This window comes from Haloferax sp. YSSS75, assembly GCF_046764215.1.
Lineage (GTDB): Archaea > Halobacteriota > Halobacteria > Halobacteriales > Haloferacaceae > Haloferax.
Window position 1 is genome coordinate 1391179 of the sequence record NZ_CP177206.1, and the last position, 19033, is coordinate 1410211.

Sequence of the window (19033 nt, forward strand, 5' to 3'; positions counted from 1 at the left end):
AGCCGTCTCTCCCGGTTCAATCGACCAGCAGATTGAGCGCGTAGACCGCCCGCAGGACCGACGCGGCGTCACCACGGTCGAATACCAAGTCGTCGGTTCGGCGGACGTGTTCGAGGACGCCCGGCGACGAGTGGTCGGGTGCAGCAGCGATGCCGCTGTCCTCGTCTGCGGCCCACTCCATCACGTCGAGGTCGGACTTCGAATCGCCCATCATCAACACGAACGGGTCGTCGACGCCGAGGACGTCGAGTGCTGCCTCGACGCCGGCGGCCTTGTTCAGGTCGACTGCCGACAGTTCTGCGGCGTCGGCGTGGTAGTACGCAATCGTGACGCGGTCTAACGTCGTGGCGACGTCGTCAGGGACTGTCGTCTCCGGGTCGGGTTCCTCCCCCCGGGCGGCGAGGACACCTTCGATTTCCGGGTCGATATCGGCGTAATACGCGCGGGTCCAGGTGGGACCGTCGGGGTCGTCTGTGACCGCTTCCCCGAGCAGGTCCAGCAGGTAGACGAGGGAGTCGTCGATGACCGCTTCGGCGTCGTCACTTCCGGTTTCGAAGTTGGGTTTGAGCGTGACGTTGAACTCGTTGCCCTGTAGGTGGACACACCCGCGGAGGCCGTCCGGGAGGTCACGAATCACGCGACTCCGAACCGACTCGAAGACGGATTGGACCGACTCGTCGAGCGTCTCGTAGAGGAGGCGCTTCGTGTCCGACCCGTGTCCGGGTGTGAACACACCGGTCCCCGCTTCGTAGACGATGCTCACGTCGCCGGAGTGGACGAGTTCGTTGCCGAGGCCCTGGATGGCGAATCCCTTGACGTTCTCTAGGGTCTGGCCCGTGCAGATGACGATTGGGACGCCCGTCTCGTGGAACTCGGTGAGGAGGTGGAGGACTTCGCGAGGAATCTCGTTGTCAGTCCGGCCTGCGGACCGAAGCGTCTCGTCGACGTCGAGGACGAGAGCGTTGACGCTTCGACCGTACTTGGTGAACAGGTCGAGGGCGGTGAACGCCTGGTCTCGCGTCGCGTGGGCGGCGAGTTCGGCGTATCGGTCCCCGTCCGGGAATGCCCGTCTGATACGGTCTTTTCGCTCGGTCAACTCGTCGTTGACCTCCTGCCAGTGCGTCAGCGCGACTGCGGAGTCGAGCGGGGGCAACAGGTCCACGAAGTCCTGTGCGTCTCGGACAGCATCGGCGTCGAAGTTCCCGTACAGTCGGTACAGGAGGTCGTACCGCTCCATGAGAGAACGTCGTCACGCAGTCTCATTAAACCCGTGCGACCTGTCGTTCGACCCGTGGTGATGGAGTCGGCGTCGAGAAACCCCGCAACTCTGATACTGACTGACCGACGACGTGTGGGCATGGCACATTGGACCGACAGCATCGTCGGGGACCGGATGACCGTAGACCGCGAGTTCAACGACCACGTGATGAACTCCCGCTTTTCGAGTCAAGAGTGGGGTCTCATCATGACGGCCACCGAGTTCGAAATCGAGAACGCCGACGACGCCGAATCCGCACGCATCGTCGCGAACACAGAGAAAGTTCCGCAGATTATCCCGGAACTCGACAACATCCGAAAACAGATGGGTTCGATGGGCGGCGGTGGACAGGAGTCGTCGTCCGGCGGCGGCATCGTCGACTCTATCAAGGGCGCACTCGGACTCGGCGGAGACGGCGGCAAGAAAGGCGAACAGGAGAAACTCGAAGACGCCGAACGACTCACGCAGGCGTACGCCGACGCGTTACAGCAACATCTCGAAGAGAAAGGGAAGTGGGAACAGGTCAGAGTCGCCTACCAAGAGTAGCGAGTCGGGACAGAAACTCGACGCGGTGACGAACCGTTCTACAGACCGGGTTGCAGAGAGCTATCAGTACTCGTCGCCCGCGTGGAACAGCGTGCGCTCGCTCGCTTCGTAGATGTTCATCAACTCGTTGATGAGTTCGTCGTACTCTTCGTCTTCTTCACGCAGATTGTCGAGTCGTTCGATGGTTGCGTCGTCGAGGTGGACCTGTGGCATACCTAAACCCACGTCGTCTGATACCTTAAGCGACCGGGGAAAATCGAAGACCACTGGACGACTGCACCATCGTACCGCTCGAAAGCGGGCGAGTCACGGTGAGCCGGGGACACCGTCTATCGCGACGAGACGTTACTTGAAGAGCGTCTGGCCGGCACTGCCGGAGACTTCCGTCAGGTCGGCGTGAACGTCTGCGATACGCGCGCGGATGTCGCGTCCGACGACGCGCGGGTCGAAGACGGACTTGTCCGGCGACCACTCGGTTTCGTTGAAGAACGTGTCGCGTGCGTCCTCGACGCCCTCCGGCGGGACGATGGCGTCGGGGTCCTTTCGGTAGAGGTCGTAGGCGGTGCGCGTGTACTCGTACTGGTAGCGGGTGTCCTTGTTGACCTTACAGATACCGTGTTGGAGCATCTCCTGCAGTTGGTCGGGTTGGACACCGGACGACCCGTGGAGGACGAGTGGGGTGTCGAGGCCGTGGTCTCTGAGTTCCTGCCGGATGTCGTGGGCGAGGTCAGGACGGAGTTCGAGGTCCTTCCCTTTGGCGACGCCGTGTTGCGTGCCGACAGAGATGGCGAGCAGGTCTGCACCCGTCTTCTCGACGAACTCGACTGCTTGTTCGGGGTTCGTGTAGAACGCCTCTTCGGCCTCGATTTCGTCTTCGACACCTTTGATTTGGCCGAGTTCTGCCTCGATGAGGATGTCGGAACCGGCGTCTTCGACCATCTCGACGACTTCACGACTCGTCGCGACGTTCTCGTCGAACGGTTCGTGAGAGGCGTCGATCATGATTGACGACGGGATATCGAGTTCTATCTGCTTCTCGATGAACTCGAGGTCAGTCTGGTGGTCCATGTTGAGGAAGACGCCGATGTCGTATCGCTCTGCGATGACGTCGATGTAGTTCCCCATCGCCTTCAGTCCCGCAACCGGGTCGCCGTCACCGGCGAACTTGCAGGCACCACCGCTGAGTTGTAACAGGAGGTCCGAGTCCATCCGGTCGGCACCCTCCATCAGTCCCATCATGACGCTTGGCTCTGCGATGTTACTCGCGATGAGACCGAATCCTTCCTCGAGCGCCTCGTCGTATACACTGGCGAGTTCCTCCCCGCCGTAAAACGGCATTATACGTTCACCTCGGTTTCGGCAACGAACGCGAGACTAATAATCTATGGGAAGCGAGTTTCGCTTTTGCACGTTCTCTTTCGTTCGTTACCGAGTTAATTTTCCTGAGCGGGGGAGTCGTCGTCCGCGAGTCGCCGCACCACCTCGTCTTTGGTGTCGGCGTCGAGGACGTGTGCTGCGAACGCTTCGGCCGATTCGGTGTCCGTCTTCGTCACGGCCTCTTTGACCTGAGGAATCGTCACGGGACTCATACTCAACTCGTCGATACCGAGTCCGACGAGCAGTTCCGTGAGCGCCGGGTCGCCGGCCATCTCGCCACACATCCCGACCCAGCAATCGTGGCCCTCGGCGGCCGAGACGGTGGCGTCGATAGCGCGGAGGACTGCGGGTTGCCGATAGTCGCCGAGGTCCGACACGCGCTCGTTCCCTCGCTCGGCGGCCATCACGTACTGCGCAAGGTCGTTCGTCCCGATGCTGAAGAAGTCGACGTGCGGGGCGAATCTGTCGGCCATGAATGCCGCCGCAGGCGTCTCTATCATGATGCCGAACTCGGGCATCTCGTGGGCGACGCCTTCGGATTCGAGGTCGTCCGAGACGGAGACAAACGTCTCGCGGGCATCGAAGAGTTCGTCCAGCGTCGCCACGAGTGGAAGCATCACCGACAGGCGCGTTCCGTCGGCGCTGCCCGCGGCACGCAAGAGCGCTCGAATCTGTGTCTCGAAGAGTGCCGAGTCGGGGCCGAGCGACCGACGAATACCGCGCTCACCGAGGAATGGATTTTCCTCGTCGGGCAAGTCGAGATACGGCACCGGTTTGTCGCCGCCGACGTCGAGGGTTCGGACGACGACTCTGTCGTGGTAGAACGACTCCAGTGCCTCGACGTAGGCTTCGTACTGTTCGTCTTCGTCCGGGGGCGACTCCCGGTCGAGAAAGAGGAACTCGGTTCGGAACAGACCGATACCGTCTGCCCCCCGGTCGACTGCGGATTCGAGGTCCGCGAGCGTCCCGACGTTCGCCGCGACTTCGATACCGACGCCGTCTGCCGTCTCGACGTCACCGCTTCGGACGTGGACGTCTGCCTCTGCGGCGGCGGCAGTCTTCGTCTCCTCGTCCGGTTCGACGACGAGTCTATCACCCTCGCCGTCGACGACGACTTCGGTACCGTCGTCGACTGACTGGAGTCCCTCGCCGACACCGACGACAGCGGGGAGGGCGAGCGAGCGTGCGAAGATGGCCGCGTGCGAGGTTCGACCGCCGGTCACCGTCACGAACCCCGCGACGCGCGTGGGGTCGAGTTGCGCAGTGTCACTCGGTGTGAGTCGTTCGGCCAGAACGACGCTCCCCTTCGGGAGCGACGAGAGGTCGACCCGTTCGCCGTCCGAGAGGAGACGCAGGAGACGGTCACGAATATCTCGTAGGTCGTCTGCGCGTTCGCCCATTCGCCCGCCCATGTTCTCGAACTGTTCGACGAACCCCGAGAACGTCTGTTCGACGGCGTGTTCGGCCGGGAGGCCATCTTCGATGGCGTCCGTGACGCCCTCGGTTATCTGCGGGTCGTTGAGAAACTGGACGTGGGCGTCGAACACGGCGGCCTCCTCTTCACCGACTCGCTCGGCCGTCCGCGCTCGTTCTGTCTTCAGTTCCGCCTCCGCCTCGGTTCGAGCGTCGTCGAAGCGGGCGAGTTCGGTCGTAGCGTCGACGTCTTCGGCGGCAGGCGGGTCTGCCAGGTCAGCGTCCGGGCGGTACCAGACGACAGTCCCGACGCCGGAAAGCGGTGTTACCCCGACACCAGAGAGAGTTCGCTCAGCCATAGTTGGTCTTCGGCACGGAGGGTGGAAAACGTATCCTCGAATCGGACGCGTTCGGTTCCACCTCCACCAGCGCCGACGAAGACGAACGGAGCGACGTTATCGTTCGCGAACAGTCGTCACTTCGACGTGTGTCTGGGCCGTGAGCACGTCTCCGAGGTGGGGAACGCGAGTGCCGGCGACGCCGACGACGCGTGCCGCCGTGAGGATGCCCCAGCGAAGCGCCTCGGCGTCGCTCTTTCCGTGGTCCAAGGCGGCGAGGAATCCAGAGAAGACGGCGTCGCCAGCGCCGACGGTGTCGACGACTTCGACGTCGAGTGCGGGGGCGGACAACACTTCGTCGTCGGTGACGAGGATGGCACCGTCGCCGCCGAGTGACGCGAGGACGTACTCGAACCCTCGTTCGTGCAGTTCTTCTGCGGCGGCAATCGCGTCGTCGTTCGTCTCGACAGTCTGTCCCGTCGCCGCCGCCAGTTCGGGCCGGTTCGGCTTACAGGCGAAGTAGTCGGCGTCGAGTTCCGAGAGTGCCGACCCGCCCATGTCGATGGCGGTCCGCCAGTCACCGGCGCGAGCGAGTCTATCCACTGCCGACAACGACATCCCCGGCGGGAGACTGCCGCCGACGAGGAGCGTATCCGGTTCGTTCGCTTCGACTGCTTCGACGAGTTCGTCGACGTCGTCGTCGGTGATGGACGGACCGTTGTGATTGAGTTTGTACTCGCCGTCCGTCGCGAGGACTGTGGTGTTGAGGCGGGTGTTGTCGTGGATGGCCACGAAGTCGCTCTGGATGTCGTCTGCCTCCAATCGGTCACGGATGAACTGGCCGAAGTGGCCGCCGAGGAATCCGGACGCGGTGGCCTCCACGTCGAGCGCGGAGACGTACTTCGCGACGTTGATTCCTTTGCCACCAGCGGTGAACACCGCGTCGTCGGTTCTGTGGACGACGCCGGTCTGGAGCGGTTCGTCGAAGTGAATCGTGTGGTCTACTGCGGGGTTCGGTGTGACGGTGAGAATCATCGTGCAACTCCATCGACGACGTCGACGCCCGCGCTCTCGAGTGTCTCACGAAGCGCCGCGTCGAGTTCGTCGTCGGTGATGAACAGGTCGATATCTTCGAACGATGCGAACTGGACGAAACTGCGGCGGCCAAGTTTGGACGAATCGGCGACGAGGACGACTCGCTCGGACTTCTCGACCATCAGTTCCTTCATTCGTGCCTCCTCTTCGTTCGGCGTCGAGAGTCCGGCGTCGACGTCGAGAGCGTTCGTCCCCAAGAAGAGCAAATCGAAGTTGGTCCGTTGCATGAACGACTCTGCAGTCGGGCCGACGAGCGCTCGGGTCCGGCGTCGGAGCGTCCCGCCGGTGAGTTTGACTTCGTTGTCCTCGTTGTTGAGTTCGATAGCGAGTCGGGGTGAGTTGGTGACGCCGAGCATCGACCCGTCGCTCGGAACGTTTCGCGCGACTTCCATCGTCGTCGTCCCTGCGTCGAAGAAGACGACCTGGTCGTCGCCGAGTTCCTCGACGGCGCGGGCGGCGATTGCTCGTTTGCCCTCCAGATTCTGTACTTCCTTTTCGCCGTAAGGCTGTTCCCGGCCGACGGACGTCACGGGGACGGCCCCGCCGTGTGACCGTTCGACCAGTCCCCGGTCTTCGAGTTCGCGTAAATCCCGACGTATCGTCGCCTTCGAGTAGCCGAGGTCCTCGGAGAGCGCCTCGACCGACCGGCCGTCGGAGTCGGAGACGAGTTCGACGATACGGCGTTTTCGCTCTGCTGGTAACATCAGTGGCGGTTCCTCGTTGCGTGGAACGTGGGTGGCAGGCGGTGTTAATTGTTTATGTTGGATTCCGACTGTATCTGTTCGAAATTGGGTGTCTCCACGCAGGAACGAACACGCACCACTGGCCGAACGTGGTTCTGGACACCGAATAAAAAGCGGAACGCGCGGCAGTTAGAGGCGGTCGACGATGGCGGCAGTCAGGTCCTTGGTCGAGGCGTCGCCGCCGAGGTCAGGCGTTCGCGGGCCGTCTGCGAGGACGCCCTCGACTGCCGTCCGAACGTTGTCTGCCTCCTCTTCGTAGCCGAGGTAGTCGAGGAGCATCGCGGCCGAGAGGATGGTCGCTGCCGGGTTGGCGATGCCTTCGCCGGCGATGTCGGGTGCAGACCCGTGGACCGGTTCGAACAGGGCCGTCTCCGGGCCGATGTTGGCCGACGGGAGCAGGCCGAGTCCACCGACGAGTCCTGCGGCGAGGTCCGACAGCACGTCGCCTGCGAGGTTCGGACAGACGATGGTGTCGAACTGCGTGGGGTCGAGACAGACGTGCGTCGCGAAGGCGTCCATGAGGACTTCGTCCACCTCGACGCCGCGTTCGTCAGCGACCGAGACGACAGCGTCTCGGAAGCGGCCGTCAGTCTCGCGCATGACGTTCGCCTTGTGGGCGACGTGGAACTGTCCTCCTTCGCCGCCGACGAAGTCACAGGCGTACGCTGCGAGTCGCTCAGATGCCGACGTCGTGACGACGCGAGTGAGCGTCGACAGGTCGTCGGAGAGGCGGTCCTCGTGACCCGAGTAGACACCTTCGGTGTTCTCACGGAGGAAGACGAGGTCCGTCTCGGGGCGAAGCGCGTCGACGCCGGGGTAGGCCTTCGCTGGGCGGACGTTGACGAACGAGTCGACGGCGGTTCGAAGCGGGAGGATGACGTCTGCCGCCGTCTCGCCTGCCGCACCGAACAGCGTGGCGTCTGCTTCGGCCGCAAGGTCGTACGTCTCCTGCGGGAGTGCCTCGCCCGTCTGTTCTTTCACGTGGTCACCGGCGTCGGCCTCCACGAACTCGAAGTCGCCGACGGCCTCGAGAACTTCGACGGCGGCCGGGACGACTTCGTTCCCGATGCCATCGCCGGGGATGACGACGATTTTCTCAGTCATCGACGTAGGGGAGGGAGGCGGCTTTCTCGGCGACTGCGTCGGCGTTCGACTTCATGAGCGCCGTCGTGTCCCAGACGCCCTCGGTGAGCGCCTTCCGCTGTGCGTCGTCCACTGTCGCTTCGACGGTGGTGTCGCCGTAGGTGACCGTCTCGGCTTCCACGTCGACTTCGATGTCGCCGTCGGGGTTCTCGTCGACCCACTCCTGGAGTTCGACGATAGTCTCGTGGTCGGCGGTGACCGTCGGGATACCCAGTGCGAGACAGTTGCCGGCGAAGATTTCGGCGAAGGACTCGCCGACGAGTGCGTCGATACCCCAGCGCATGAGCGCCTGTGGCGCGTGTTCGCGGGAGGACCCACACCCGAAGTTGGCGTTGACGACCATGACCGAGGCGTCCTGGAACTGCGGTTCGTTCATCGGGTGGTCTTTGGGTTCGTCGTTCTCGTCGTAGCGCTGGTCGAAGAACGCGAACTCGCCGAGGCCGTCGAACGTGACGACTTTCATGAACCGTGCCGGGATGACCTGGTCGGTGTCGATGTCGTTGCCGCGGATGGGCACGCCCGGCCCGGAGACGTAGTCTATCTCTGGAATCTCGTCGCTCATGCGGTTTTCACCTCCTTCAGTTCGCGCACGTCAGTTACCGCCCCGGTGATGGCTGCCGCGGCCACCATTCGGGGGCTCATCAGGACGGTACGGCCGTCTTTCGACCCCTGCCGACCGATGAAGTTGCGGTTCGAGGAGGACGCCGACGCTTCGTCACCCTCCAGTTGGTCTTCGTTCATGCCGAGACACATCGAACACCCTGCTTCTCGCCACTCGAAGCCTGCTTCTTCGAACACTTCGTCCAGCCCTTCCGCTTCTGCGGCGGCCTTGACGCGCTGACTGCCGGGAACGACCATCGCGCGGACGCTGTCGGCTACCTGCCGACCCTTCACGACTTCGGCGGCACGGCGCAGGTCAGGCATTCGTGCGTTCGTACACGACCCGAGGAAGGCGACGTCGATTTCGTAGCCTTCCATCGTGTCGCCGGGTTCGACGCCCATGTGTTCCTGTGCCATCCGGGCGGTGTCCTGCTTGTCTTCGGGCAGGTCTTCCGGTGCCGGGATAGGTTGGGTGATGCCGACGCCCTGTCCGGGTGTGGTCCCCCACGTGACGACGGGTTCGAGTTCCGACCCGTCGATGGTGACGACGTCGTCGTACTCGGCGTCGTCGTCCGAGCGGATGGACTCCCAGTAGGGTTTGAGTTCGTCGAACTTCTCGGGGTTCTCCTGGAAGTAGTCGGTCTGCTCGAGCCACTCGTAGGTGGTCTCGTCGGGGTTGACGTACCCCGCACGAGCGCCACCCTCGATGGACATGTTGCAGATGCTCATCCGACCTTCCATGTCGAGGTTCTCGATGGCCTCGCCGGCGTACTCGTAGACGTAGCCGACGCCGCCTTCGGTTCCGAGACGACGGATGATTTCGAGGATGACGTCTTTCGCTTCGACGCCCGGGCCGAGTTCGCCCGTGACCTCTATCTTGCGAACCTTCTTCTTCTCCATCGCGACAGTCTGGGTCGCCAGCACGTCGCGAATCTGGCTCGTCCCGATACCGAACGCCAGCGCGCCGAACGCGCCGTGGGTCGAGGTGTGACTGTCACCACAGACGATGGTCATGCCGGGTTGGGTGAGACCCTGCTCCGGCCCGATGACGTGGACGATACCCTGGTCGCCGGACGTCGGGTCCGAGAAGTTGATGCCCGCGTCGCGGACGTTCTGTTCGAGTTCGGCCATCATCTCCTCGGCGGCGGCGTCGCGGAAGGGCCGCGACTGGTCCGACGTGGGGACGATGTGGTCGACAGTCGCGTGTGTGCGCTCGGGGTAGGCGACTTCCAAATCGCGTTCCTGCAGCATACCGAACGCTTGCGGACTCGTCACCTCGTGGATGAGGTGCAGGCCGCAGAACAACTGGGTCTGGCCCGTCGGGAGCTCGGAGACGGTGTGTTCTTCCCACACCTTGTCGTAGAGCGTACCCTCACTCATCTACGTCACCAGCGGTTGGTTTGCCGGTTTTGCCGCGTTTCCAGACGTCGTTCGCTCCCGTCTCGTTCCGGGGAGTGTGGTCGATATCTTCCATCGTCTCGGACCCGCCGGTCATCTCGGGCGGCGACCGAGACGCGCCGCCGCCGTCGGTTGCGGCCGGTCCGCGCTCGTAGACGGTGGTGAACGTCTCACCCGTATTCGGGTTGGTGTGGCTGATGTCTCTCATTCGTTCGTCGTCGTCGTCTCGTGTCTCGTTTCCTGTCATTGGTGTGTTGGTCGTCAGTCGTCCGCCGGTGCCTCGGCTTTCTCTGTGTCGTCTTCGTCGTCGGCCCACGCGAACAGGTCGCGGAGCGGTGCGCCGACCTGTTCGATGTCGTGGTTCTCTTCGGCGTCCTTGAGCTGGGAGTACGACGGGCGGCCCGCCTGGTTCTCCAGAATCCACTCGCGGGCGAAGGTGCCGTCTTGAACTTCCTCCAGAATCGCTTCCATGTTCTCGCGGGCGTGTTCGTCGACGACGCGGTCACCGCGGGTGAGACCGCCGAATTCGGCGGTGTCGGAGACCGAGTCCCACATCTCGCCCAGTCCACCTTCGTACATCAGGTCGACGATGAGCTTCAGTTCGTTCAGGCACTCGAAGTAGGCCATCTCGGGCGAGTAGCCGGCGTCGACGAGCGTCTCGTAGCCCTGCTTGACGAGCGAGGTGACGCCGCCACAGAGGACGGCCTGCTCGCCGAAGAGGTCAGTCTCCGTCTCCTCGCGGAACGTCGTCTCGATGACGCCAGCGCGGGTACACCCGATGCCGTGGGCGTAGGCCAGTGCTTCCTCTTTGGCGTCGCCAGTCGTGTCCTGATAGACGGCGATGAGGCCGGGCGTCCCCTGGTCGCTCTCGTAGTTGCGGCGGACGAGGTGCCCGGGCGACTTCGGCGCGACGAGCGTCACGTCGACGTCTTCCGGGGGTCGAATCTGGTTGTAGTGGATGTTGAAGCCGTGTGCGAACTGCAGCGTGTCGCCGGGTTCGAGTTCGTCGCGAATCTCCTCGAACACCGCCGGTTGGACGGTGTCGGGGACGAGAATCGAGACGATGTCACCTTCTGCTGCTGCCTCAGCGGGCGTCGCGACGCGGAGTCCATCTTCGCGTGCCGCCGCACGGGACGAGGAGTCGGCGCGGAGGCCGACGACCACGTCGACTCCACTGTCTGCGAGGTTCTGGGCGTGGGCGTGGCCCTGACTGCCGTAGCCGAGGATGGCAACAGTCTTGTCGTCGATTTGTGAGCGGTCTGCGTCGTCGTCGTAGTATACAGTCGTGGTGAGTTCGGTCATTTGGTATTTGTAGTAGGTTTCGTCGGTTCGCCGGAGGTTCCGGGTTCCTCTCCGGGGACTGTCTTCTTCGCGCCGTGGGCGAGGGCGGTCTGGCCGGTTCGGGCGATTTCGATGATGCCGAAGCGGCGGAACGCGTCCACGGCGTCGTCTATCTTGCGCTCGTCGCCGGTGAGTTGGACCGTGATGGTCTCTTGTCCGGCGTCGAGCGTCGTGCCGTCGTACATCTCCGTGACGGCGTGAACCTTGTCGGGTTCCTCGCCGCGAACTTTGAGCAAGACGAGTTCCGTGCGGACGGCGTCGTCGTCGAGTTCGCCGATGGAGATGACGGGCTTGAGTTTGGCGATTTGTTTTTCTATCTGGTCGATTCCGGGTTCCGGTTCCTCGACGACCATCGTGATACGCGAGTGGCCATCAACGGTGGTCGGACCGACGGTGAGACTCTCGATGTTGAACTGGCGTCGCGCGGCGAGGCCAGCGATACGCGAGAGGACACCGGGTTCGTCCTCAACGATGGCCGAAAACACCGTGCGTCGTCGTTCGGGTTCGGATTCGACTTCCGGGTCGATTCGAATACCCTGTGCGTTACGCCGGCCTTCGGGGTGGGGTCTGTCGTCGGGAGCGGGGCCTTGCAGTCCCGTCTGCTTGTCACTCATAGTTGGTCCTCCGAGAGAGCGAATTTGCCGTTCGGTGCGCCCGAGGAGACCATCGGATAGACGTTCTCTGCAGGGTCGACGTGGAAGTCGATGACAGAGGGGCCGTCGTAGGCCAGTGCCTCTTCGATGGCGTCTGGAACTTCCTCGTAAGAGTCGACGGTCCATCCGCGCGCGCCGAACGCCTCGGCGAGTTTGTCGAACTGGGGACACCAGTCGTACCCAGCGGCCATGCGACGGCCTTCGAAGAAGGCGTCCTGCCACTGGCGGACCATCCCGATGTACTCGTTGTTCAGGACGGCCACCGTGATGTCGAGTTCCTCACGGACGGCGACTGACAGTTCCTGAATCGTCATCAGGAACGAGGCGTCGCCGTCGACACAGACGACGGTCTCGTCGTCGTCCGCGGCGAGTCGGGCACCGATGGCCGAGGGTAAGCCGTATCCCATCGTGCCGAGGCCGTGTGACGAGACCCACCGACGCGGTTCGCGGAAGGTCCAGTACTGGGCGGCCCACATCTGGTGTTGGCCGACGCCGCTCGTGACGATTGTCTCGTCCGGCGTCGCTTCGTCCAGCGCCTCGACGACGAACTGCGGTTTCAGCGGTTCGTCGTCGGGTGCCGCGTAGTCCATCGGGTACTCGTCTTTCCACGTCAGGCACTGTTCGCGCCACTCGCGGGCGTCCGGACTGTGTTCCATCTCGGCGTCGAGTCGGTCGAGAGACCGACCGGCGTCGCCGATGACTGGGTAGTCTGCGTGGATGTTCTTCGATATTTCCGCCGGGTCGATGTCGATGTGAACGACCTGTGCTTCGGGTGCGAACGTGTCGATGCCGCCGGTCAGTCGGTCGTCGAAGCGCGTCCCGACTGCGATGAGACAGTCGGTGTGCGTGATAGCCATGTTGGCGTAGCCGGTACCGTGCATCCCTGCCCACGAGAGGCAGAGTTCGTCGTCTTCCGGCATGGTGCCGATGCCGGGCATGGTCGTGACGACCGGAATCTCGTGTGCGTTCGCGAACGACCGGGCGGCGTCGGTTGCGTTTCCTTTGACGACCCCGCCACCGAACAGGAGAAGCGGCTTCTCGGCGCGTTCGATTGCGCGAGCGGCCGCTTCGACGTCGGCGTCGTCGGGGTCGAGACGTGGTTTGCACGTCGCCGGGGGCTTGGCCTCGCCGGGTTCGTGGTCAGTCTCGCCCAGTGAGGTGTCCTTCGGCAGGTCGACCAGCGTCGGCCCGGGACGTCCCGTGCCGGCCAGTGCGAACGCTTCACCGACGGTGTCTCCGACGGTGTCCGGAGAGGAAGCGAAGTAGTTGTGCTTCGTAATCGGGGCGGTGACGCCCGTCGTGTCCGTCTCCTGGAACGCGTCCGAACCGACCATGTCCGATGGGACCTGTCCGGTGAGCGCGAGCATCGCGTCGGAGTCCATGTTGGCGTCGGCGATGCCGGTCACGAGGTTGGTCGCGCCGGGACCGGACGTGGCGAGACAGACACCCGGGTCGCCTTTGACGACGCCGTAAGCGTCTGCGGCGTGGGCCGCGCCCTGTTCGTGTGCCATCGTCACGTGACGGATGCCTGAACTGTACAGGGCGTCGTAGATGGGCATGATTGCCCCACCTTGCACGCCGAACGCCGTCTCGACGCCGGCGTTTTCGAGTGCGCGGATGACTGACGTCGCGCCCGACGTCACTTCGGTCTGCGTCTGTTCGTCGGTGGATGCGTCGTCAGACGACGCGTCCGATTCCGGTTGAGCGGTGGTGCGTTCGCTCATGTTTCGCCTCCGTGCGGATTGGTTGTCGGTCGATGTCGATGCGTGTGCTGTCGGTCGTTCGTGTGGAACTGGTGCTCCATGGTTGGGGACTGCTGAGGTGTCTGAAAACGGTTCGAACCCGAGGACTGAGAGATGTGGTGTGAGGGGGCTATGCCCCTACAATAATGAGCGACCGAACAGCAGCGACGGCGGCATCGCTCACCGCAGAGTGCGGCGAAGCGGGTGCCAGACGTGCGCCGTGCTGGTTCATCGTATGGGACACGTACTCCCGGGGTGTAATAACTGTTACGCGGCGGGCAACGATTGCTCGCCGACCGAGAGCGCGTACAGGGCGGTCGCCCAGTAGGGCCACAGCCCAGCGCCATCAGGCGCGGACCTCCTCCCTCTCGTCCTTGTGGGTTACGCCTACCTCGCGGGCAAACGCCTCGAGCGTCGTGTCGGTGACGCGTTCTTTCTCTGCGCCGTAGTCTTTGACGCGTCGGGTGACCTCGCGGACCTCGGCGTCCGTCGGTTCGAACCCGATGTCGGCGAGGCGTTTGCGAACCGAGTGCGTCCCCGTGTGCTTGCCGAGCACGAACTCGCGGGTAGCGCCGACCATCTCGGGGGTCATGACGCCCGGCTCGAACGTGTCGGCGTTCTCGATGACGCCTGCAGCGTGGATGCCGCTCTCGTGGGAGAAGGCGTTCCGCCCGACGACCGGCTTGTTCGCCGGGACCGGGATGTCGGACGCCTCCTCGACGATGCGGGCTAACTCGGTGATTCGAGTGGTGTCGATGCCGGTATCGACGCCGTAGAGGGATTCGGCGGCCATGACGACCTCCTCGTAGGCGGCGTTGCCGGCGCGCTCACCGATGCCGTTGACAGACACCTGCGCCTGTGCAGCACCCGCTTCGAATCCGGCCATCGCGTTGGCCGACGCCAGTCCGAAGTCGTCGTGCGCGTGCACGTCGATTCTCGCGTCGGTGTGTTCGCTGACCATCTGGACCATCCGTGCGAACCGTGTCGGCGTCGCGACACCGACCGTGTCGGGGAGGTTGATCCAGTCGACGCCGGCCTCAGAGACCGCTTCGACGACTTCGATCAGGAACTCCTCGTCCGTACGAGTGGCGTCCATCGGTGAGAACATTACTTCGACGCCCGCGTCGCGGACGCGTTCGACACTGCGGACGGCGCGCTCGACGGCCTCCTCTCTGGAAGCGTGCATCGAGTCGGCCAGTTGGACGTCGCTGGTGCTGACGAACGTGTGCACCATGTCCACGCCGGAATCCAGCGCGGCTTCGATATCCTTGTCGACGACGCGGGCCAACCCACACGTCGTCGATTTGTCCGCTGAAGCAGCGATATCGGCAACTGCCTCGAACTCCGCATCAGAGTTCACGGGGAACCCTGCCTCGATGACGTGGGTGCCCATGTCGTCGAGGGTGGCGGCTATGTCGCGCTTCTCCTCGTAACTGAACGAGGTTCGCGGTGACTGTTCGCCGTCGCGGAGTGTCGTGTCGAAGATTCGTACGTCTTCGATTTCAGATTGTTGGGCTAATGTGCCCTTGAAGAACTCGACCCGCCGGGGAACCCGACGAATCCTCCGTGTCGTTGTGAGACATCGTGTCAGTCAGGTGCATGAACTTATATTTAAACGTTTCCCATAGACAGTATCACGGTCGTTCACCAGCGACAACGTGTCTCGTCCATTCAGGGGTAATCGACGTACCTAAACGTCCTAATATGATATCATGTCATATGATGCCTTGATACACTCCGACAGTATCCATCTCGTGAGAAGGCTAATTTCAGCATCTTAAGTTTAGAAACATTAATTCGGCGCCCTCACGCGCACCCTCGATTGGACGAATGTGAATGGAGGTGAGTGCCATCACGGAACACGAACTGCCGGCGACGGGCCGACGAGGACGACGCCAGTCGCTACGTTCGACTCGCCGGGAGGGCCAGATGATACTCCCGCGGACCGAACCCTTTTCTCGTCGCTCGACAACCGGGCGGGTATGGGCGATTTCAACCTCAACCTGCAGACTGCCGAAGAACACTTAGACGAAGACGAAGCGGAAGGGGACGTCGTCCTCGGCGTCCTCGACGGGTCGACCCCACCTGAGGAGTGGGTGCAATCCGTCGCTCGCGGAAACACCCTGATGCTCGCCATCGAAGGCGACCTCAACAAACTCGCGTCCGGGTTCGCACGCGACGTGAAGGATATGGGCGGGCACTTGATGCACTTCCGCAAGTTCCTCGTCGTGACTCCGCCGGGCGTCAACATCAATACGGACAACCTCTAGGGTCTTCACCGGTCGACACGCTATCGTCACCCATCTCTCTGGAACCCACTCCTGTCTCTTTCACCCTCTACTCACCCTGTTTCACCCTCTACACCATCCTCTGTCACCCCCTACTTCCGCCTGTTTCTCCCTCCACTCTCTCGCCGTCGTGGGTGCCTCATCCTCACCGTCCTCATCGTACTCCTCCCGGTAGCTGAAACCTCGTGGGAACCGCCGTTGGGAGAGGGCTTATACACGGTCCGCCCCACCGTACTATCATGCCGATGAAAGGTAGCGGACGCGCTAACCTCCGCGAAATAGACCGATGGGAGCACGGCGTCGGGTGGCTAGCCCACCCAGACGAATCGATGCAACGTGCCAGTCACGCCGTCGAAATCGACGGCGACGTGTGGGTGTTCGACCCCGTCGACGCCGAGGGCCTCGACGACTTGCTCGCCGAACTTGGCGACGTGGCCGGTGTCGTCGTCGGCCTCGACCGGCACAAACGTGACGCGGACACCATCGCGACCCGTCACGACGTTCCCGTCTACGTCGCGTCGTGGATGACGGGCGTCGCGGACGACATGGATGCGCCAGTCGAGCGATTCGGGACAGAACTCGCGACCACCGGGTTCCAGACGTTCCGCGTCGTCGACCGGACGGTCCCACCGTGGCAGGAAGTCGGGTTCTACCACGACGACAGTCGGACGCTCATCGTGCCGGAGGCGGTGGGGACGGTCGAATACTACTGTGCCGCTGGTGAACGCCTCGGCGTCCACCCGATGCTCAGGCCCTTCCCCCCGCGTCGTGTCCTCTCGAAGTTCGAACCTGAACGCCTCCTCGTCGGCCACGGTGCTGGCATCACGACGAACGCCGGCGACGAACTCCGAACGGCGCTGTCGAACGCCCGGAAGAACCTCCCCAGTGCGTACGTCTCGGCGTTCAAGTCGATGGTCTCCGACTGATGGCCGACGAGCGAACACACCCATCGTCGTCTGCGACGAGCGTCGACTCCGAACGCCCGGCCATTCACGTGACTCGCGGCCTCGTGGACGTCCTCCTCGACATGGCTGAAGACGCCGAACCGACGCCGATGAACCTCGTTCTCGCACCGACTCCGGCGGGTGACTTCGAGACGGACCTCGGAATCGACCCGGAGACGCCAGTACTCACGCACTTCTACATGGCCGAGGCGGGCGGGTCCGTCAGCGCCATCTTCGGTATCGACCTGGGAACGCCTGCGGGTCGGGGACGAGCACGGTTCATCACCCATCCACAGGGCCCGTTCGAACTCACCGAACGCGACGACCTCGCCGCAGTCGTCCTCCTCGCCGTCCCGCCGTGGGAAGAGTCGACGTTCGGCGCGTTCGACCGTGCAGGTCGGAAACTCGACGTCGTGGTCCTCGACGCCGAACCACCCGAAGAAGAACTCGCCTAACGCCTATCGCAGGTATCCGAGGTCGGTCAACTGCTCGGCAATCTCCTGGAACTCCGACTCGGAGAGTTCGCCACCGGACCGTTCGTGCTGGATGACGATACTGCGAAGGAGGAACCGCACGAGGTCACTCGTACTGGAGAACGTCGTTCCTTCGAGTGTCTCTTCGACACGAGTTGCCAGCTCTTTCGGAATCGAAACCGTCGTGTACTCGGTCATGAGTGGGGTCTTGCGCTGGCCGGGGTTAATCCCAACGGTGCAGAATAGCCTCGTCGAGACGGCCACAGGATTAGACGGGGGTTTATCACTCGCCAACTTCCTACGTTTACTCGATGGCCGCGAGACCGCCGCAGAACGATACGTCGGACCCGGACGCTATCGAGTTCGGTATCGCCGCACTGTCGAGCGACGTCGACGACGCAGATATCGACTACCCGGCAGACGCGCGGACGATTGCGCAGGCGCTCAACCACGTCGACGTCCCCATCGACGCTGCAGGGAATACGGTCGCGATAGACGACGCACTCGAAGCGACTGGGAAAGACCAGTTCGACTCACGTCGGGACCTGCTCGAATCACTCCACCCCGTCTTCGAGGAGTTCCGCGCGAACGCATCGAAGAGCCTCTTGGGGCGTCTCCGTGCACTCGTCCCCTTCTGACCGAAGCACTGTCACGAGTCGTCTGCCGCCTCGGTGCTTGCGCAAACTGCCGTCTGGTCTCGTCTCTTACTCTAGTTCCTGAATCCGTTTCATCTGGTCGCGATGCAGCGAGAGGATGAGGTCCGAGAGGACGCCGAACATCAACAGTTGGACGCCGAAGAGGATACCCGCCGCCGAGACGACGGCGATGACTTCGTGGGAGACAGAACGGACGACCCACTCGTAGGCGACGTAGGCCGCGAGTCCGAGTCCCGTCGCCGTCGACGCGAGGCCGACGCTCCCGAAGTAGAAAAGCGGGTTGTTGGTCTTCGCCCGCCGGTAGAGTTCGAGAAAGATGATGCCACCGTCGCGAATCGGATTGAGGTTCGTATCCGACCCGTCGGGGCGTGGATAGTACGACGTCGGTACGACGGTGGTTTTGACGTTGTGTTTCGCACACTCGACGGCCATCTCCGTCTCGATGCCGAACCCGTCTGACGTGAGCGTCATCTCGAGGAACGACTCGCGCGTGAACGCGCGGTACCCGCTGAGGATGTCTTTGAAGTCCTGTCCGTGAATGAGTGCGAACGCCCGGTTGATGATACGGTTGCCGACTTTGTTCAGGCTCGTCATCGCCCCCGCCCGCATGTCCGCGAACCGGTCACCGATGACGTGTTCGTAGCCGTCGTCGAGCGGCGCGAGCATCTTCTCGGCGTCGGTCGGTTCGTACGTTCCGTCCCCGTCGAGCATCAGCACGTACTCCGCCTTGATGTGTTCCGCTATGGCCTCCCTCACCGCTTGGCCTTTCCCGGACCCAGACTGGACGACGACGTGGGCACCGGCCTCCTCGGCGAGTTCGCGCGTCCCGTCTGTGGAGCCACCATCGATGACGAGTACGTTGGTGTATCCTTCGTCTCGATAGTCGGAAACGACGTCGGCGATCGTCGCAGCCTCGTCGTATGTGGGGATGAGGATGCAGACGGAGTCGGGGGTGGGCATCGTTCCTCAGAACGAATTCAGAGGATAGAAAAAGTTTCCACTTGTCTGTTTCGGTCATCGGGCGA

At 63.1% G+C, this 19033-nt stretch carries 21 protein-coding genes; 5 read left to right on the top strand and 16 right to left on the bottom strand.

Annotated elements, in window-relative coordinates:
* Nucleotides 1-16 precede the first annotated feature (16 nt).
* Entirely contained in the window at nt 17-1237 is a 1221-nt protein-coding gene (locus ACK3R5_RS07380) for an HAD family hydrolase (protein WP_411968538.1), read from the bottom strand.
* A gap of 120 nt (nt 1238-1357) precedes the next feature.
* Here ACK3R5_RS07380 and ACK3R5_RS07385 point away from each other — a divergent pair, with 120 nt between their 5' ends.
* Entirely contained in the window at nt 1358-1804 is a 447-nt protein-coding gene (locus tag ACK3R5_RS07385) for a DUF5799 family protein (protein ID WP_411963418.1), read from the top strand.
* Between the two features lie 63 nt (nt 1805-1867).
* Here ACK3R5_RS07385 and ACK3R5_RS07390 read toward each other — a convergent pair whose 3' ends face one another.
* The 13 genes from ACK3R5_RS07390 to ACK3R5_RS07450 form a co-directional block, all read right to left on the bottom strand.
* Nucleotides 1868-2017, bottom strand: coding sequence for a hypothetical protein (locus ACK3R5_RS07390; RefSeq protein ID WP_411963419.1), 150 nt, complete (start codon nt 2015-2017; stop codon nt 1868-1870).
* Between the two features lie 132 nt (nt 2018-2149).
* Nucleotides 2150-3142, bottom strand: a complete 993-nt coding sequence (fba, locus tag ACK3R5_RS07395; protein ID WP_411968539.1) for a class II fructose-bisphosphate aldolase — start codon at nt 3140-3142, stop codon at nt 2150-2152.
* Between the two features lie 95 nt (nt 3143-3237).
* Nucleotides 3238-4953, bottom strand: coding sequence for a phosphoenolpyruvate--protein phosphotransferase (gene ptsP / locus ACK3R5_RS07400; RefSeq protein WP_411968540.1), 1716 nt, complete (start codon nt 4951-4953; stop codon nt 3238-3240).
* A 96-nt stretch (nt 4954-5049) separates the two neighbouring features.
* Nucleotides 5050-5967 carry a 1-phosphofructokinase gene (gene pfkB, locus ACK3R5_RS07405; RefSeq protein ID WP_411968541.1) on the bottom strand — a complete coding sequence of 306 codons (918 nt, stop codon included), beginning with the start codon at nt 5965-5967 and terminating at the stop codon, nt 5050-5052.
* Nucleotides 5964-6731, bottom strand: a complete 768-nt coding sequence (glpR, locus tag ACK3R5_RS07410; RefSeq protein ID WP_411968542.1) for an HTH-type transcriptional regulator GlpR — start codon at nt 6729-6731, stop codon at nt 5964-5966. Before glpR ends, pfkB begins: the two co-directional genes overlap by 4 nt.
* 168 nt (nt 6732-6899) lie before the next feature.
* Nucleotides 6900-7874 carry a 3-isopropylmalate dehydrogenase gene (gene leuB / locus ACK3R5_RS07415; protein ID WP_411968543.1) on the bottom strand — a complete coding sequence of 325 codons (975 nt, stop codon included), beginning with the start codon at nt 7872-7874 and terminating at the stop codon, nt 6900-6902.
* A complete protein-coding gene (gene leuD, locus ACK3R5_RS07420; RefSeq protein WP_411968544.1) occupies nt 7867-8475 on the bottom strand; it encodes a 3-isopropylmalate dehydratase small subunit in 609 nt (202 codons plus the stop codon). Before leuD ends, leuB begins: the two co-directional genes overlap by 8 nt.
* On the bottom strand, nt 8472-9893 hold the full coding sequence (gene leuC / locus ACK3R5_RS07425; protein ID WP_411963426.1) for a 3-isopropylmalate dehydratase large subunit: 1422 nt from the start codon (nt 9891-9893) through the stop codon (nt 8472-8474). Before leuC ends, leuD begins: the two co-directional genes overlap by 4 nt.
* Entirely contained in the window at nt 9886-10158 is a 273-nt protein-coding gene (locus tag ACK3R5_RS07430; protein WP_411963427.1) for a hypothetical protein, read from the bottom strand. Before ACK3R5_RS07430 ends, leuC begins: the two co-directional genes overlap by 8 nt.
* A gap of 14 nt (nt 10159-10172) precedes the next feature.
* Complete coding sequence (gene ilvC, locus ACK3R5_RS07435; RefSeq protein ID WP_411963428.1) at nt 10173-11213, bottom strand: ketol-acid reductoisomerase; 1041 nt, start codon at nt 11211-11213, stop codon at nt 10173-10175.
* Entirely contained in the window at nt 11210-11866 is a 657-nt protein-coding gene (gene ilvN, locus ACK3R5_RS07440) for an acetolactate synthase small subunit (RefSeq protein WP_411963429.1), read from the bottom strand. Before ilvN ends, ilvC begins: the two co-directional genes overlap by 4 nt.
* Nucleotides 11863-13629 (bottom strand): biosynthetic-type acetolactate synthase large subunit, encoded by a 1767-nt coding sequence (gene ilvB, locus ACK3R5_RS07445; RefSeq protein ID WP_411968545.1) that lies wholly within the window; start codon nt 13627-13629, stop codon nt 11863-11865. Before ilvB ends, ilvN begins: the two co-directional genes overlap by 4 nt.
* A gap of 364 nt (nt 13630-13993) precedes the next feature.
* Nucleotides 13994-15238 carry a LeuA family protein gene (locus ACK3R5_RS07450; RefSeq protein ID WP_411968646.1) on the bottom strand — a complete coding sequence of 415 codons (1245 nt, stop codon included), beginning with the start codon at nt 15236-15238 and terminating at the stop codon, nt 13994-13996.
* 391 nt (nt 15239-15629) lie between these two features.
* Between ACK3R5_RS07450 and ACK3R5_RS07455 the strand changes: the two genes are divergently transcribed.
* The 3 genes from ACK3R5_RS07455 (at nt 15630) to ACK3R5_RS07465 (ending at nt 17334) form a co-directional block, all read left to right on the top strand.
* The gene (locus ACK3R5_RS07455; protein WP_411963431.1) at nt 15630-15917 is read left to right on the top strand and encodes a DUF5779 family protein; all 288 of its coding nucleotides are present in this window, start codon (nt 15630-15632) and stop codon (nt 15915-15917) included.
* A gap of 257 nt (nt 15918-16174) precedes the next feature.
* Complete coding sequence (locus tag ACK3R5_RS07460) at nt 16175-16861, top strand: hypothetical protein (RefSeq protein WP_411968546.1); 687 nt, start codon at nt 16175-16177, stop codon at nt 16859-16861.
* Nucleotides 16861-17334, top strand: a complete 474-nt coding sequence (locus ACK3R5_RS07465) for a hypothetical protein (RefSeq protein WP_411963433.1) — start codon at nt 16861-16863, stop codon at nt 17332-17334. Before ACK3R5_RS07460 ends, ACK3R5_RS07465 begins: the two co-directional genes overlap by 1 nt.
* A gap of 3 nt (nt 17335-17337) precedes the next feature.
* On the opposite strand, the gene ACK3R5_RS07470 is transcribed toward ACK3R5_RS07465, so the two are convergent.
* Nucleotides 17338-17550: a ribbon-helix-helix domain-containing protein gene (locus tag ACK3R5_RS07470; protein WP_411963434.1), complete on the bottom strand. Its 213-nt coding sequence runs from the start codon at nt 17548-17550 to the stop codon at nt 17338-17340.
* A gap of 113 nt (nt 17551-17663) precedes the next feature.
* Between ACK3R5_RS07470 and ACK3R5_RS07475 the strand changes: the two genes are divergently transcribed.
* Nucleotides 17664-17990 carry a hypothetical protein gene (locus ACK3R5_RS07475; protein WP_411963435.1) on the top strand — a complete coding sequence of 109 codons (327 nt, stop codon included), beginning with the start codon at nt 17664-17666 and terminating at the stop codon, nt 17988-17990.
* A gap of 66 nt (nt 17991-18056) precedes the next feature.
* Here the strand turns inward: ACK3R5_RS07475 and aglJ are convergent, their stop codons facing one another.
* The gene (aglJ, locus tag ACK3R5_RS07480; protein WP_411968547.1) at nt 18057-18968 is read right to left on the bottom strand and encodes an S-layer glycoprotein N-glycosyltransferase AglJ; all 912 of its coding nucleotides are present in this window, start codon (nt 18966-18968) and stop codon (nt 18057-18059) included.
* Nucleotides 18969-19033: the final 65 nt, after the last annotated feature.